This is a genomic window from Nitrospira sp. Vd2 (assembly GCF_979581665.1).
The window spans coordinates 55,140-71,323 of the sequence record NZ_CEFZSK010000007.1 but is presented as its reverse complement, the minus strand read 5'-3'; the positions used below and the strand labels follow the sequence as shown (position 1 = coordinate 71,323).

Annotated in this window: 13 protein-coding genes; 11 read left to right on the top strand and 2 right to left on the bottom strand. The window is 57.6% G+C overall.

The window, feature by feature from the left end:
- Nucleotides 1-18: 18 nt before the first annotated feature.
- The gene (locus AC1U7K_RS03875; protein ID WP_480249478.1) at nucleotides 19-1,353 is read right to left on the bottom strand and encodes a lytic transglycosylase domain-containing protein; all 1,335 of its coding nucleotides are present in this window, start codon (nucleotides 1,351-1,353) and stop codon (nucleotides 19-21) included.
- A 262-nt stretch (nucleotides 1,354-1,615) separates the two neighbouring features.
- On the opposite strand from AC1U7K_RS03875, the gene AC1U7K_RS03870 reads away from it, so the two are divergent.
- The 11 genes from AC1U7K_RS03870 to AC1U7K_RS03820 all read left to right on the top strand — a co-directional run bounded on the left by AC1U7K_RS03870 (nucleotide 1,616) and on the right by AC1U7K_RS03820 (nucleotide 15,504).
- Complete coding sequence (locus tag AC1U7K_RS03870) at nucleotides 1,616-2,755, top strand: pyridoxal-phosphate-dependent aminotransferase family protein (protein ID WP_480249477.1); 1,140 nt, start codon at nucleotides 1,616-1,618, stop codon at nucleotides 2,753-2,755.
- A gap of 17 nt (nucleotides 2,756-2,772) precedes the next feature.
- Nucleotides 2,773-4,365, top strand: a complete 1,593-nt coding sequence (gene serA / locus AC1U7K_RS03865) for a phosphoglycerate dehydrogenase (protein WP_480249476.1) — start codon at nucleotides 2,773-2,775, stop codon at nucleotides 4,363-4,365.
- 14 nt (nucleotides 4,366-4,379) lie between these two features.
- Nucleotides 4,380-5,729 (top strand): ATP phosphoribosyltransferase regulatory subunit, encoded by a 1,350-nt coding sequence (gene hisZ / locus AC1U7K_RS03860; protein WP_480249475.1) that lies wholly within the window; start codon nucleotides 4,380-4,382, stop codon nucleotides 5,727-5,729.
- A gap of 21 nt (nucleotides 5,730-5,750) precedes the next feature.
- Nucleotides 5,751-7,118: a replicative DNA helicase gene (gene dnaB / locus AC1U7K_RS03855; protein ID WP_480249474.1), complete on the top strand. Its 1,368-nt coding sequence runs from the start codon at nucleotides 5,751-5,753 to the stop codon at nucleotides 7,116-7,118.
- Nucleotides 7,119-7,385: 267 nt separating this feature from the next.
- A complete protein-coding gene (locus tag AC1U7K_RS03850) occupies nucleotides 7,386-9,047 on the top strand; it encodes a tetratricopeptide repeat protein (protein WP_480249473.1) in 1,662 nt (553 codons plus the stop codon).
- 290 nt (nucleotides 9,048-9,337) lie between these two features.
- On the top strand, nucleotides 9,338-9,928 hold the full coding sequence (locus AC1U7K_RS03845) for a type IV pilin protein (protein WP_480249472.1): 591 nt from the start codon (nucleotides 9,338-9,340) through the stop codon (nucleotides 9,926-9,928).
- A 152-nt stretch (nucleotides 9,929-10,080) separates the two neighbouring features.
- Nucleotides 10,081-10,983, top strand: coding sequence for a hypothetical protein (locus tag AC1U7K_RS03840; RefSeq protein ID WP_480249471.1), 903 nt, complete (start codon nucleotides 10,081-10,083; stop codon nucleotides 10,981-10,983).
- A gap of 5 nt (nucleotides 10,984-10,988) precedes the next feature.
- Complete coding sequence (locus tag AC1U7K_RS03835) at nucleotides 10,989-11,942, top strand: ABC transporter ATP-binding protein (protein ID WP_480249493.1); 954 nt, start codon at nucleotides 10,989-10,991, stop codon at nucleotides 11,940-11,942.
- Nucleotides 11,939-12,703 carry an ABC transporter permease gene (locus AC1U7K_RS03830; RefSeq protein WP_480249470.1) on the top strand — a complete coding sequence of 255 codons (765 nt, stop codon included), beginning with the start codon at nucleotides 11,939-11,941 and terminating at the stop codon, nucleotides 12,701-12,703. Before AC1U7K_RS03835 ends, AC1U7K_RS03830 begins: the two co-directional genes overlap by 4 nt.
- Nucleotides 12,704-12,879: 176 nt before the next feature.
- Nucleotides 12,880-14,178 carry a nucleotide sugar dehydrogenase gene (locus tag AC1U7K_RS03825; protein ID WP_480249469.1) on the top strand — a complete coding sequence of 433 codons (1,299 nt, stop codon included), beginning with the start codon at nucleotides 12,880-12,882 and terminating at the stop codon, nucleotides 14,176-14,178.
- Nucleotides 14,179-14,385: 207 nt separating this feature from the next.
- Complete coding sequence (locus AC1U7K_RS03820; protein WP_480249468.1) at nucleotides 14,386-15,504, top strand: DegT/DnrJ/EryC1/StrS family aminotransferase; 1,119 nt, start codon at nucleotides 14,386-14,388, stop codon at nucleotides 15,502-15,504.
- Here the strand turns inward: AC1U7K_RS03820 and AC1U7K_RS03815 are convergent.
- Nucleotides 15,501-16,166, bottom strand: a complete 666-nt coding sequence (locus tag AC1U7K_RS03815; RefSeq protein WP_480249467.1) for a hypothetical protein — start codon at nucleotides 16,164-16,166, stop codon at nucleotides 15,501-15,503. The two genes, AC1U7K_RS03820 and AC1U7K_RS03815, sit on opposite strands and share 4 nt — an antisense overlap.
- Between the last annotated feature and the right edge of the window lie 18 nt (nucleotides 16,167-16,184).

Here is a 16,184-nt window from a genome sequence, read left to right as displayed (position 1 = left end):
CCTGACGCGGAATGAGCGTTACCGGGCTGGACCGATCGTGAGGAGATCGCCTGGCTTGATGCCGCGAACGGCAAAACTGTTTCTCGCTTTCAGCTGAGCGACGGTCAGGTTGAAGCGCTTGGCGATCGTCCAGAGCGTATCGCCGACTCGGACACGATAGGATCCCCCTGACTCTAGGCGATGCTTTGCTCTCTTGACGACGACCGGCACGGGCTTCCACGTCGGGACAGTCTCAAGCGCCTGGAGCACTGTCTCCCGGTGTCCCACCGGAATCTTGAGATGGTAGTTGTCGTCGTCGGGCGGCGTAACGTCGAGCCGTAGTTCCGGGTTCAGGCGGCGCAGTTCATAAAATGAGATTCCGGTCGCGGCCGCGATAGTTTTTAAATGGACCGGCCGGCGCACGATGACCTCCTCGAACTGGTGCGGCTCCGGAGGGTCTTGCACGAATCCGTACTGGTCTGGGTTTCTTGCGATGATGGTCGCCGCCATGAAACGCGGGACGTATTCTTTGGTTTCGCGGCGAAGAAGTTTCGTACGGGCAATTTCCGAAAAACTTTCTGCGCGCGTTTTCTGTAGCGCTCGCATGACCTTTCCTTCTCCCGCATTGTACGCCGCCATCGCGAGAGGCCAGGCTCCGAACAGGTCGTAGAGATCGCGAAGGTAACGGGCGGCTGCGATGGTCGACTTGATAGGATCACGCCGCTCGTCGACGTATTGATCGACACGTAATCCATACAAGCGGGCCGTGCCCTTCATGAACTGCCATGGGCCGGTCGCACGTGCCCGGGAATAGGCATGCGGATTAAATCCGCTCTCGACGAGAGATAAATAGACGAGATCGCTCGGGAGATTGAATTCAGTGAAGATGTTTTCGACCAGCGGCTTATAGTGACCGAGCCGGAGGAGCCATTGCTCGAAGCGATCCCGGATGGCGATTTGAAAGAATCGGATGTGGCTTTCGACCTTATCGTCGCGAACAATGGGCAAATCGAGGATGGAGGTGGTTTCGTCGGTAACTTCGACCGGCTGTGATTCTGCTTCTATGGCGTCGAACACCTCCGCGAATCGCCAAGGCAGTATGGAGGCGGGGGAAAGCGAGAGGCCACGGGGGAGACCCGCGTCGATAGCGGGCGTGCCGCTTTCCAACGTAGCACCTTCCACAACGGCATCCGAGTCAGACGGAGAGAACTCACTGTCCTGTGCATCTTCGACTCGGAATTCTGATGTGATGGGTGAAACTTCGATGGACAGGCGACCAAGAAAGGCCGCGGAATCTTCGGCAAAGGCCGCCGATTGCAGGAGCGTCAAAATCAAGAGTGTGGCGAGAGGGAGGATCGACAGCCTGCCAGCCATAAAAAACTCGAACATACGTACAGAGTGAAAAGGATCATTTCTTAGGGACAGCCGTAGGGTAGCGGCCAGATAACCCCTTGTCAAGCAACGGCGGCTCGACGGACGGCTAAGGCATGAAACAGTCACACGCATATCGCGTCTTCATCTAAATGTCTCGCAAGTGCCTGAAAACGCATCATCTCTGCCTCTTTCTGCCTTGACAGCATACAGGCCCTGTGATAGCGTACCCCTCTTTTCGACCTACGACGAAGGAGTACCGAGGATGCTAAAACGCTATCTGTTAGCGCCAGGGCCCACCCCTGTCCCTCCCGAGGTGTTGCTCGCCATGGCGCGCCCGATTATCCATCATCGTGCCCCCGAGTTTGCTCAACTCTTCGGCGAGGTCAGGGAGGATCTCAAGTGGTTGTTCCAAACGCGTAACGACGTGCTGATCCTCGCATCCTCCGGTACCGGTGGCATGGAAGGGGCCGTCGCCAATTTCCTGTCCCCGGGCGACAAGGCGCTGGTGGTGAACGGCGGCAAGTTCGGCGAACGGTGGGGAAAGCTTTGTAAAACCTTCGGTGCTCAAGTCACCGAAATCAAAGTGGAGTGGGGACGAGCGGTCGATCCGCAGGTGATTGCGGACGCGCTCAAGAAAGACCCGGCGATCAAGGCCGTGTTCATCCAGGCGAGCGAGACCTCCACAGGTGTTGCCCATCCAACGCAGGCAATTGCCGAAGTCGTTCGGCCTCATGAAGGGACGATTCTCGTTGTGGATGCCATCACGGCGCTCGGCGTCTTTGACTTGAAAACCGACGCGTGGGGATTGGACGTCGTGGTCACGGGCTCGCAAAAGGCCTTGATGCTGCCGCCGGGGCTTGCGTTCGTCAGCGTGAGCGAGAAGGCCTGGCAGATGGCGGAGAAGGCGAAGAATGCCGCCTTTTATTTCAATTTCAAGAAAGAACGAGAATCGCAAATCAAGAATCAGACGGCCTACACCCCCGCGGTTTCAATGATCCTTGGACTTCAAGAAGTCCTACGGATGTTGAAAGCCGAAGGGCTGGAGAATGTCTTCAAGCGCCAAATGCGCCTGGCCCACGCGACCCGCGAAGGAGTGAAGGCGGCCGGTTTGTCATTGTTTCCGAAAGATTCCCCGAGCGATGCTGTGACGGCCATTTCCGCGCCCGAGTGGGTCGATGGTCAGGCCATCTATAAGAATCTCCGCGTGCAATATGGCATTACGGCTGCCGGAGGTCAGGATCATCTCAAAGGGAAAATTTTCCGCATTTCCCATATGGGATACATGGACACCTTTGATGTCATCACGGCCATTGCCGCCATCGAGATGGTGCTCAAGGGCCTGGGGCATCCCGTGAGGCTGGGAAGCGGCGTCGGCAAAGCTCAAGAACTCTTAATGGCGTAACGTCAGACGAGGCAATTGTGAAGATTCTAGTCAGCGATCCGCTGTCGAAGCAAGGTGTCGACATTCTCCAAAAGGCCGGGTTCTCGGTCGACGTCAAGACGAAACTGCCCAAAGACGAGCTGCTCAAAGAGATCAAGAATTATGACGGCCTCGTCGTTCGCTCGGGGACGAAGGTCACGGCCGAGGTGATTGCCGCTGCGCCGAACCTCAAGGTGATCGGACGCGCGGGCTCCGGCCTGGACAATGTCGACACGGATGCCGCCACGCGGCGCGGCATCGTGGTGATGAACACCCCAGGCGGCAATACGGTGACGACGGCGGAACATACGATGGCCATGATCTTTGCCATGACGCGCCGCATTCCACAGGCGACCGCATCGACCAAGAGCGGCAAGTGGGAGAAAGAGCGCTTCATGGGCGTGGAGCTCTACAACAAGACGCTGGGTGTCATCGGCATGGGACAGATCGGCGGCTATCTGTGCAAGCTCGCGCAAGGCGTGGCGATGAATGTCATCGCGTACGATCCCTATCTCTCCGAGGAGCGTGCGCGCAAAATGGGCGTCGACCTGGTCGAACTGCCGGATCTGTACCGCCGCGCGGACATCATTTCGGTCCATACGCCGCTCACCGCCGAGACCAAATCCCTCGTCAACGCCGCCGCGATTGCTCAAATGAAGCCCGGTGTGATGATCGTCAACTGCGCCCGAGGCGGCATCGTGAATGAGGCCGATCTCGTCGAGGCGTTGAAGTCCAAACGAGTCGCGGCCGCCGCGTTCGACGTGTTCGACGAGGAGCCGGTCAAACCAGACCACCCGTTGCTTGCACTCGACAACTTCATTTGTACACCGCACATCGGGGCCTCCACGACCGAAGCGCAGGAAAACGTCGCGATCGGGATCGCAGAGCAGATCGTCGACTATTTCAGCAAAGGGATTGCGCGCGGCGCGGCCAATATTCCATCGGTCCCGCCGGAGGTGCTCCCGCGGTTGCAACCCTACATCACATTGGCCGAGAAAATCGGCCGAATGCAGGCGCAGATTTGTGAAGGCGGCTTGGAGCGTGTCACCGTCGAATACAACGGCGAGGTGGCGTCGCTGTCGATCGCTCCGCTCACCATTGCCGTGCTGAAAGGCCTCCTTGCTCCCATCCTCGAAGATACGGTGAACTTCGTCAATGCGCCGGTCATCGCCAAAGAGCGCGGCATCGAGGTCAAAGAGGTGAAGAGCAGCGACGCCGGAGACTTTACCAGTGTGATTCGCGTGCGCGTCGAAGCGGGGAAGAAGAGCTATCGGATTGCCGGTACGCTGCACAATCGCAAGGAGCCGCGAATCATCGAGATCGATCATTTCCAGGTCGAGGTCGTCCCCGAGGGACACCTGCTGCTGATCCTGAACATCGACAAGCCGGGGGTCATCGGGGCCGTCGGGCAGATCCTCGGGGATCACAATATCAATATCGCGCGAATGCAGTGTGCCCGCGAAGAGCGGGGAGGGCACGCCTTATTGATCATCGGGCTCGATGCCGCCCTTCCCGAGAACGTCTTGCACGCCATCAAGCAAGCCACCCATATTCTGTCGGTCAAGCTCGCGGATCTGTCACGAGGGCTGTAGCAGACTTCGTCCCCATGGGTCGCCCTTCATCTGTCCGCTCACGGAAGTCCGTCCGTTCTCCACTCGTCGCCGAACAGAAACCTGAGCGGTCGCTGATTCCCGCCGGGATGGCGACGATCCTGCCTCACACCGCGCAACGGGTACGGCATCTCGAAGATCTTCTCTTAGATACCCTCGGGCAATGGGGCTACCAAGAAATCATCCCGCCTACCTTTGAATATCTTGATGTCCTGCAAGCCGGGCTCGAACCGGATCTCATCGAGAAGTGCTACAAGTTTTCGGATCGCACGACGGGGCGGATTCTCTTGTTGCGGCCCGACGTGACGGCGCAAATTGCGCGGATCGTCGCGATGGGCATGGTCGGCCAGGATGTGCCGATGCGCCTGTGCTACCGCACCACCGTCTTTCGCTATGAACCCGAACACGCGGGCCGCGAGCGCGAAATCTTTCAGGTCGGTGCCGAGCTGATCGGTGCGGATGACGTGGCGAGCGACGGGGAAATCGTCGCGCTGATGGCCGCGTGCCTCCGCCGATTGGGATTGGAGGAATTCAAGATCTCAGTCGGCCACGTTGGGTTCTTCAAAGCACTACTCGCCAAATCAGGATTGTCGGAGGGCGGCCAAAAACGGGCGGAGCAGGCGGCGGCCAGAAAAGATCTGCCGAGATTGGAAGAGATCCTGCAAGAAGAGGGCATTACGCGGAGTCAAGCGGCGGCGGTGTTGGAGACCCCCGGGCTCTATGGCCGGGAGGAAGTACTTGCTCGTGGACGAGCGCTGGCCGGCCGCGATCGTGAATTGCGGATTGCGCTGGATCGGCTGAGTGACGTGTATGATCTGTTGTGTTCGTCGGACCTTCGGCGCCATCTCCTACTCGACCTCGGTGAATTTCGCGGCTTCGATTACTATGATGGATTAGTGTTTGAAGTGTTTGCCGAAGGGCTGGGCTATGAGATCGGCGGCGGCGGGCGATATAACCATTTGATCGGCCGGTTCGGCCGCAATCTGCCGTCGACGGGATTTGCCTTCGATGTCGATCGGCTCTTTCGTGCTATGGAGCGGGTCGAAGGGCAGCCGGCGCGGGCCGGTATCCATTTTTTCGTCTCAGGACGTCCCGAGCAGCAGGCCCAGGTCTTTGAGGTCGCGCGAGCCCTGCGGCAGGCCGGCTTCCGTGTCGTCCAGGGAACTGGGTCAGGTGACGATATGTTGGAAGAAAGCGTCCGTCTGCGCGCGCGTGCCGTCGTGTTGGTACAGGATCACACCACACCGGTGGACGACGTGCTGGTGATCGTGAATCCGGCGGAATCGATCAGACGCAAGCCGAACAGGATTTCTCTCAAGGACCTGCTCACGCTCGTCCCTCGATAATGCTCGCATGAAAGAGGCGTCATGAACCCAATGGCGGTGAGCCGTACGGATGAATCTCAGCCCAGGCTGCCTCCGCAAAACCTCGAGGCCGAGCAGTCGGTGTTGGGAGCGATTCTGCTGGAAAATGCCGCCATGGCGAAGGCGATGGAGATCATCACCGAAGATGATTTTTACCGTACGGGACACCGCAAGATTTATCAAGCCATGCTCGATCTGTCCGAGCGAGGCGAGGTCATCGACCATATCACCCTGACCGAACATCTCAAGATGAAGGGCGACCTCGAGGCCGTGGGCGGCTCGGCCTATCTCGCGGAGTTGTTGCAGGTCGTGCCAACGGCTGCCAATGTTCGTTATCACTGCCGCATCGTTCGCGACAAGGCGTTGTTGCGTGGTCTGATTACGACCTCCACCGACATCATCTCACGTGGCTACGATGAATCGGCCCCCGTCGATGATCTCCTCGAATATGCCGAGCGCACCGTCTTCAGCCTGGCGCAGGGTAAGTTGGGACGATCCTTCATCAGGGTGAAGGAAGTCATCAAAGAAAGCCTGGATTACGTCGACGTTCTGTCGAAGCGGGACCATAAGAGCGTCACCGGTGTACCCACCGGCTATGTCGAGTTGGATGAGCTGACCGCGGGCCTTCAGCCCTCGGACCTCGTCGTCATTGCCGCTCGCCCGAGCATGGGGAAAACCAGCCTGGCCTTAGGCATGGCGCAGCATGCCGCGGTGAAGCACAACTCTGTCGTCGGGATTTTCAGCCTGGAAATGTCGAAAGCCCAACTGGTGCTCCGCATGCTGAGTTCTGAGGCTCGTGTCGATTCACACGCGCTGCGTACCGGCAGGTTACAGAAGGAAGACTGGTGGCGGTTGGCCGAGGCGGCTGGCAGGCTGGAGCAAGCACCGATCTTCATCGACGACTCGGGCGCGCTGACCGTGCAGCAGATGCGCGGGAAGGCCAGACGGCTCAAAGCCGAACAGAAGCGTCTCGATCTGATCATCGTGGATTATCTGCAGTTGATGCAGGGCCGGAGCGATGCGGAATCGCGGCAACAGGAGATTTCGGATATTTCTCGGTCGTTGAAAGCCTTGGCCAAGGAACTGAACGTCCCCGTGATTGCACTCTCGCAGCTCAGCCGTGCCGTGGAAAGTCGGAAGCCGCCGATTCCCATGTTGGCCGATCTCCGGGAAAGCGGGGCCATCGAACAAGACGCCGATGTCGTGATCTTCATTTATCGGGATGAGGTTTACGATGCCGAGACGGAAAAAAAGGGCATCGCCGATATTCTGGTCAAAAAACATCGCAATGGACCGACCGGTGACCGCCAACTGGTGTTCTTGGACAAGTTCGCAAAATTTGAGAACCTGGAAGAGCACCACACGGTTTGACACCCCCTTCGGTGGACTTTATAATTTGGCCCAAGTGACTACCTCCCACGCGGTCCTGCGTTCGGTCACACCAAGACAAGAGGTTTCAAAGTGATCCAGTGGATCTGCCTGGTAACTGCGGCGCGTCCCACATGGGTGCGGTCTGTCCTGAATCTGATCATTGTGCTGTCCATTATCGTATCCTGCACCACCGTGCCTCAGGCTGAAGTACGGTCCACCACGAAAGAGTCATCGCCTCCTCCGCGTCCTGCCGCCCCCCGTGATTCGATGGCTTATTACCACTTCCTTCGTGGCTATGAAGCAGAACTGAACCAAGAAACGGAAAATGCCCTGCACGAATACCAATTGGCCCTCCGAGGCGACCCGTCATCCGTGTTTCTGAAAGCTCGGCTGGCGGCGCTGTATTTCACGAACGGGGATGTCGGTCGCGCCGTGGAATTTGCCGAGCAGCTGACCCAGAGCGACGTGCGCGATCCGCAAATCTTTCTGTTAATGGCCGGCATCTATGCGAAAGCCGGTCAGACGGAGCGGGCGCTCGCGATGTACGACCGGGCCATCGAACTCGATCCTCAGCAAAGCGAACCCTATTTTTCGAAGGGCGGCCTGTTGGTAAACCTCAAGCGCATCGACGAAGCGGAGCGGGTCTTCGAGCAGGGTGTGGAGAAGGCCAAAGATTCACCGATTGGGTACTACCATCTGGGTCGGATCGAGATCGAAGCCAAGCAATTCGACCGAGCGGCGCGGCACCTGGAGCAAGCGCTGCAAGTCAACGCGACGTTCGAGCCCGCGTATACGGCATTGGCGTCGCTCTACGAAATGCAGCAGGATCGGCCGAAGGCGGCCGCTGTCTATCGGCGCTATCTCCAGGCCGTCAATCCGCATAGCAAGGAAGTGCGCCATCACCTCATCAGGCTCTATCTGCAAGATAAGGCGTATCAGCAGGCGCTGGCTGAACTTCAAACCGCGTTGCAGAACGATCCGGACGACTTGGATGCTCAACTCCGTTTGGGCTTGGTCTATGGCGAGATGAAGGACTATCGGAATGCCGTGACGCATCTCGCAAAGATTTTGTCCCTCCGGCCCGGCGAACTGCGCATCCGCGATTACTTGGGCTTGATGTATGAGGAACTGAAAGACTACGACAAGGCCATCGAGGCGTATCGCTCCAATCTGGAGATGCAGCCTGGGTACGCCGACGGGCACCTGCACCTGGGGTTTCTCTACTATCGGCTGAAGCGGCCGAACGATGCCATTCCCCATCTCACCGAAGTCGTGAAACTGAATCCGAAGCAATCCGATGCCTATCTGCTCCTCGGGCTCACATATCTGCAAGCCGAACAGTACGCGCAGGCTTCACAAGCCTTCGAAGAAGGGATCCGGCACAATCCGAGCAACCCTGATCTGCATTTCAACCTCGGCACGGTGTATGACAAGCTGAACCGGTTCGATGACGTCATTCGCGCGATGGAGTCGGCTCTGAAGTTGGACCCGAAACATGCCGATGCGCTCAATTATCTCGGCTACACGTACGCCGACCGTGGGATCAAGATCGAGGAAGCGGTGTCCTTGACTCAGCGTGCTGTGTCGCTGAAGCCGGATAACGGCTATTATGTGGACAGCCTCGGGTGGGCGCTCTTCAAGATGGGCCTACTCGATGAAGCCAAAGCCGAGCTCATGAAAGCGACCCGCCTTGTGAAAGACGATCCGGTGATTTATGAGCATTTAGGCGAGGTCTACCTCAAGCAGAATCTGCTGCAGGACGCCAAAGAGGCCTGGCTCCATTCGCTGGAGCTCGATCCGTCGAACACGAAACTCATCGAGCGGTACAAAGAGCATGGTTTCGGCGATCCGACGTTAGAAGAGCGGGTCCGGGACGCCAAGGCCCGCGTCTCTCAAAACACCGCGACGCAGACGTCTTCTCATAAATAAGCTCTCCCTGTTTGTTTCTAGAAGCGCTCCCCGGCCGGCGCCTTCGTTTTACCCACTTAGCGCTTTTAGTTATCTTTCCTGCCAAATCTTGTCTCTAAGTATCAAACTGTGTAACATGCCGCGGCTCCGTGTATCCGATTGTACGTACGGAATAGTGAAAACCATTGATAACGCGGCAATCGCACTCAACCGAGCAAGGGCATGGAAGCTGCTTCTCTCCTTCGCACGATCGGCAAGCGAGACCGAGCGGCGAGTTTAGGCAGAGGAACCAACCAAAGGAGGGCAGCATCATGAAGGCACTACGCAGTAGTAAGGGTTTTACGCTGATTGAGTTGATGATCGTGGTGGCGATCATCGGTATCTTGGCCGCCATCGCGATCCCCAACTTCCTGCAGTATCAGATGAAGTCGCGGCAGTCGGAAGCCAAGACGAACCTGCAGGCAATCCGCACGTCGGAAATCTCATTCCAAGCGGAACGCGGCTGCTATCTTGGCGCACCGGCGGAACCGGTAGCGATGGTCGTCGTGGCTGGAACGAAAACTGTACAACAGCCGTGGGGTACTGGTGTAGCTCCGGTTGGTGCAGCCACTTTTTGTCAAGCTGCGGGTGGTGTCTTTACCGGAACCTTTCGCGACATCGGGTTTGTCGCAACCGGTAATGTCTATTATCAATATACGGCGGACACCACCGTGGTTGCCGCTCCTCCTATCACGACTGCCCAGTCTTGTCCTATAGCCACGGCTCCGACAGGGACGGGTGCAAATCCTCAATCCAGCTTCGTGGCCGCTGCTCGAAGCAATTTGGACGGCGATCCGAATATCTCGGTTTGGGATTCAACGAACGATCACGGTGCGAACGATTGTACAATCGGTACGTACTAGGACAAGTGTAATCCGAGTTCAACGGGTCCCGGCAGCCTTCCATAGCTGCCGGGATTTCCTTTATCTGGTCCTGTCAAATCGTAATGGCAGTTTTAGTCTTTCCAAAAATTAGAAGAGCTAATGTACTTGCGCACTCTTTGTTCATTGCAGTTGTGGCGCTCCTGCTATTTGCAACTCTTGCACGCCTCCAATTCTATCTCGATACCAGGCTTGACCGGGCTCTGGTACAGGTCGAAAACCTCGCACAGCTTCCCAAAGGCGAATATCTCAAACCCGCATTACTCGGCTATCACCATCTCGGCGCAGACATCCTCTGGCTCAGGTTCGTACAGGTCTTAGGGAACAAACGCAACAGTACCGATGAATACGAATGGATGTACCACGCCTTGAATGTGATCACGACGCTTGATCCACAGTATTCCTATGCGTATTATGCCGGAGGCGTGGTGCTTGGTGATCTTGCCCATCGAGTGGATCTGAGCAATCGCCTGCTCCTGAAGGGAGCCGACGCCAATCCTAGCGTGTGGAACATTCCTTTTCTCCTTGGCTACAACTACTACTTTCTTCTAGCCGACCCCGGAAAAGGTGCGGAATTCATCATGCGGGCGGCCAGCCTGCCTGATCGCCCGGCCTACCTGCCCGGCTTGGCCACTCGCTTGTCTGTCGAAGCGGGAAGTCCGGACACGGCTCTCGCCTTTCTCGAAGCTCGATTACGGGAGACCGAGGATCCGGGGATGCGCGAGTTTTTCTTGACTCGGATGAAAGAAGTGAGCATCGAACGTGATATTCAAATCCTCGAGCGAGCGATTGAAATCTATCGCGCAAAACATGGAATGTTTCCAGCCGCTCTGACGGCGGTCGTCGGCGATGGACTGTTATCCGATCTTCCAGTGGAACCGTTTGGCGGCCAATATCTGTTGGATTCAAAGACCGGCCATGTAAGCAGTTCGACGCATCCGGAACGGTTGCGCACGTTTTTCAAGCGGAAGCAGCCTCCCGCCTATGTTTTCCCAAAAGTCGAGCCGGCCTATGTCTTTCCAAGGATCTGGGAGTGACTGTGATGCCTAGCGCGGATCTTGTTGTCCAAACAGAACAACTTTCCAAAACCTTCCGGGTCGGATTTTGGGGCAAGAAGGTCACTGCGGTCGATTGCCTCGATCTCGCCGTCCACCGCAGAGAGGTATTCGGCTTTCTCGGTCCCAACGGCGCGGGGAAGACGACGACCTTAAAAATCTTGATGGGCCTGATCTACCCAACAAGTGGGAGTGCACGGTTGTTCGGTCATCCCGTCGGCGACCCACGGGCCAAAGCCAAAATCGGCTTTCTCCCTGAGTCCCCTTATTTCTACGATTATCTGACCGGTCGGGAGTTTCTTCGGTTCTATGGACATCTATTCGCCCTGTCGGGCAGCGTGTTGGAGCGGCGAGTTGATGAACTACTCGATCTCGTCGGGATGACAGCCGCGAAAGACTTGCCGCTCAGGAAATTCTCCAAAGGCATGTTGCAACGGGTCGGTATCGCGCAGGCGTTGATTAACGATCCTGAACTCGTGGTGCTGGATGAGCCGATGTCCGGGCTGGACCCGGTCGGCCGCAAGGAGGTGCGGGACCTGATCCTAAAACTGAAAGAGGCCGGCAAAACGATTTTCTTCAGTTCCCACATTCTTCATGACGCCGAGCTGCTGTGCGATCGCGTCGCGATTATTCTCAAAGGCCGGCTTGCCGCGATGGGCCGCGTGAATGAGCTTGTGGACAGTGGCACGACGAAATCGATCGAAATGGTGGTCGAAGGCTTGAGTGTGGAAGGCCTCGCTCACCTTCGTCCGCTGATCGAACGCTCGGTATCCCAAGGTCCTCGAACGCTTCTGATCGTGAAAGGGCAAGAGGAACTCAACAGCGTCCTCGACGTGGTCCGCGCGGCGAAGGCGACCCTGATTTCCGTCACGCCGCACAAGAGCTCACTGGAGGATCTCTTCATGCGCGAAGTTCGAACGGAGGGAGCGGGACGATCATGAGGCGGATTCTGTCTATCGCGCTGAATAGCTTTCGCGAGGCGCTCCGCGAGAAGCTGCTTTACAATCTCCTGGTGTTTGCGTTGCTGATGATCGGCAGTTCGATCTTGCTCTCGCGTCTCACGCTCGGCGATGCGAACCGGCTGATTCTTGACCTGGGTCTGGCGAGCATCAATCTCTTCGGCGTCATTATTGCGATCTTCGTCGGCATCGGGTTGGTCAGTAAGGAGATCGACAGGAAAACGATCTACACGATCATTTCGAAGCCGGTCCCTCGATATGAATTCCTGCTCGGCAAGTACATGGGGTTGTCCATCACCCTGCTGGTCAACATGCTCATCATGGTGGGAGGCCTGCTTGTCGTGCTTCACTTTATGCATGTCCCGATCGAGGGCGTGTTGTTCAAGTCACTGCTCTTGATCTTCATGGAGTTGCTCGTTGTCATCGCGATGGCTCTCTTCTTCTCGACCTTTACGAGTTCCACGCTCAGCGCGATCTTTACACTGGCGCTGTTTGTCATCGGGCATCTGTCGGCCGACTTGAAAATGCTCGGTGAGAAGTTGGACGGCGCCGGCCGGGGAGTGCTGAACGGTATCTACTACGTGCTGCCGAATCTCGAGCGGTTCAACTTAAAGGGGCACGTCATTCATCGTCTCGATATCGGTTTTGCGGACCTCGCCTTGATTGTGTGTTACGGCCTTGCGTACACGGCCCTCCTGCTGTTGGCCTCCAGCCTTATTTTCCAGCGTCGAGATTTCCAGTAATCATAGGCTCACATGAGCCGGCCAGGAAACCGCTATCGCCTGACACGTACGACTAATGGGCGACTTGCTTTGGCGGCCATGGCACGGTATTCATACGTGACGCCACGGGGTAGGTGCGCGGTCCGGGTGGCCTGCCCGTGCTCGGCTCCCCCAGTTCTTTGGCCGAAGGAGGAACCATGTTGATCGACAAGATCCGCGACCGATCCGCGGTGGTCGGTGTGGTGGGATTAGGTTACGTCGGGCTGCCACTTGCGGTGCTGCAGGCCAAGACGGGCTTCCGCGTCTATGGCATCGAAGAGATGGCCGAGAAGGTGGAGCGCGTCAACCGGGCGGATAACTATATCCCCGACGTGGAGGATGTCGACCTTCGCGCGGTTGTCGAGGCAAAGCGACTCACGGCGACTTCGGATTTCAGCGTGCTGAAGAGCTGCGACATCGTCCTGATTTGCGTGCCGACCCCACTCACACGCAACAAAGAGCCCGACATCAGCGCCATTCTCAAGGTCACCAACGAGCTGGCTAAGCACGTCCATCCCGACATGCTCGTCGTGTTGGAGAGCACCACCTACCCGGGAACCACCGACGAGGTCATAATGCCCATCCTGACCAGGGGCGGGCTGAAGGTCGGTGATACGTTGTTTATGGCCTTCTCGCCGGAGCGCGTCGATCCGGGCAACAAGTCGTTCAAGACCCACAACACCTTCAAACTGGTCGGGGGCGTGACCCCCAAGTGCTTGCAAGTCGCGCAGCTCTTCTACGAACAATCGATCGTCAAAATTTTCCCTCTCTCGTCCTCTCGGGTGGCCGAGATGGCGAAGGTCTTCGAAAACGTCTTTCGCTCGGTGAACATTGCGCTGGTGAACGAGCTCGCGATCTTGTGCGACCGAATGAATATCAACCCCTATGAAGTGATCGATGCCGCTGCAACGAAGAACTTCGGCTTCATGGCGTTCTACCCTGGACCCGGGGTCGGGGGCCATTGTATTCCGCTCGATCCCTATTACTTGGCATGGAAGTCCAAGGAGTACGATCTCCATACCCGGTTCATCGAACTTGCCGGTGAGATCAATGAGGGCATGCCGTACTATGTTGTGGCGAAGCTACAGCGGGTGCTGAACCGGTTCGGTCGATGTCTGAATGGCGCCAATGTGTTGGTCCTCGGCGTGACGTACAAAGCCGATGTTGGCGATCCTCGGGAGACACCGGCCATCAAGGTGATGGAATTATTGCAACGCGAAGGCGTCAAGCTCTCGTATGCGGATCCGTTTGTCCCTCAGGTGACGCTGGAGGGACGCACCTACGATGGCACGCAGCTGACGAAAGACACCGTCGAAAAAGCCGATGCGGTGCTGATCCTGACGGCGCATTCAGCCTTTGATTATGAGTTGGTCGCCCGCCATGCCAAAGTCGTCTTCGATACGAGAAACGCAACCAAGCAGGTGAAAACTAATCGGGACAACATCGTCCTGCTCTAGTGCTCGCATCCGCACCTCTTCAAAACAACCGCCGGCCGACGCTGCAGTCGTCGCGCCGGCTCCCTCCTCCGTCACTCAGCTACCGTAAAGAGACCTGACTCTCGCCATTCTTCACACATCGCCACAGCCCTGTCTTGACGGCAATTGCAAATGCGGGTAATCGTGGTAGCGTCGTGTGGTGGCACGGTTTCTAACCAGGGAGATCCCGTGAATATTCCGCTCCTCGATCTCAAAGCCCAGTATCGGTCCATCCGCGCCGAAGTGCTCGCGGCGATTGAAGCGGTCTGTGACGAACAAGGTTTCATTCTCGGCCCACGGGTCGCCGACTTCGAACGCGCAGTTGCCGACTATACCGGGACTCGGCACGCCATTGGCGTCGCGTCGGGCAGCGACGCGCTGTTGCTCTCATTGATGGCCCTTGGCGTGGAGGCCGGTGATGAGGTGATTACGGTGCCGTTCACGTTCTTCGCCACGGCAGGAGCGGTATCGAGACTTGGTGCGAAGCCGGTGTTCATCGATATCGTGCCGGACACGTTTAACATGGACCCGCATCTGCTCGAACGCGCGATCACGCCCCGAACCAAGGCGATTATTCCCGTGCATCTGTTCGGCCAATGCGCCGATATGGAGGCGATCCTGTCCATTGCCCGGCGGCGAGGCGTGCCGGTGATCGAGGATGCGTGTCAGGCGATTGGCGCATCACGAAACGGGCACCGGGCGGGAGCGATGGGAACAACCGGATGTTTTAGCTTCTTTCCCTCAAAGAACTTGGGAGGCTTTGGCGACGGCGGTGTGATTACGACCCAAGAGGCGGCACTGAGTGAACGACTGGGCATGCTGCGCGTGCACGGGAGCAAGGTCCGCTACGTGCATGAAGTGATCGGCATCAACAGTCGTCTGGACGCGCTTCAGGCGGCGGTGTTGCACGTGAAGCTCAAATATTTGGACCGATGGGCGGACGGTCGCCGGCGAAACACCGCCCGCTACGAGCAGCTCTTCAGAGACGCCAAGCTGACCGAACGCATCACCTTGCCGACCACCGAGAAGGGCAATGAACACGTGTTCAACCAATATACGATTCGCGTTCCCAACCGTGATGCGCTGAGGGCGTATTTGAAGGAACGCGGCGTCGGAACCGAGGTCTACTACCCCGTCCCGTTACATCTCCAGCCGTGTTATCGTGACCTCGGCTATCGAGCCGGCTCGCTACTGGTCTCGGAGCGAGCGGCGGAGGAAGTGTTGTCGCTCCCCATCTATGCCGAGCTGTTGGATCGGGAGTTGACGTACGTGGTGGAGACGATCAAATCGTTCTACGATCGGCACTAACGACCATTCGGATCAATGGGGAGCTGAACCGGCTTCGTGATGGCAAGGCTGGAACCGATGGTTTCCGGAGAGGGCGCGGACCCGATAGGCCTCCACCCCGCCACGAGGAACTGCCGATCAAACTCTACGATCAATCCCACCCGTCGATATTCCCACGTGAGTTGATTGCCCCTTCGTAACGTGAGTGAGGAGGGTCGACCAAGGCGATCGAAGACTTGATCACGGGTCATTCCGATCCAAAGGGCTGGCGGCTGAGTCGCCGGCTTGGTGTATAACGTGTTTGGGCTCTTCGCCTCTCCCCGCCATGTCAACCGGCCCCCGCGCATCTTCACGAGGCGCCACACGCTGACCGTCCCGCTCTCACAGCCGCGGCTGTTCCATTCCTCATAAGTCATTTGGGTCTCCGCGAGCGCCGGCACGGCGGTGCTCGCTTGGCTGTAGTTTCGAAATTCCTGAACCGCATGAAGGAAAGCCCGCTGTCGGCCTTCTTCCACGCTGGCGGCGCACGACGCCTGGCCGACGAACAAGAGGTCGTCCCCGAACCGAAGCATCGCCTGTTCGGTCCAGAAGGGCCGGCTGGTGTCGCTGGCGAAGATGGCGGTGGGGGAGAGAGCCAGCACCGTGCCAAGTACGGCAACCGATCTCAGAAAACGGCCGGCCATAGGCGTACTCACGTGGAG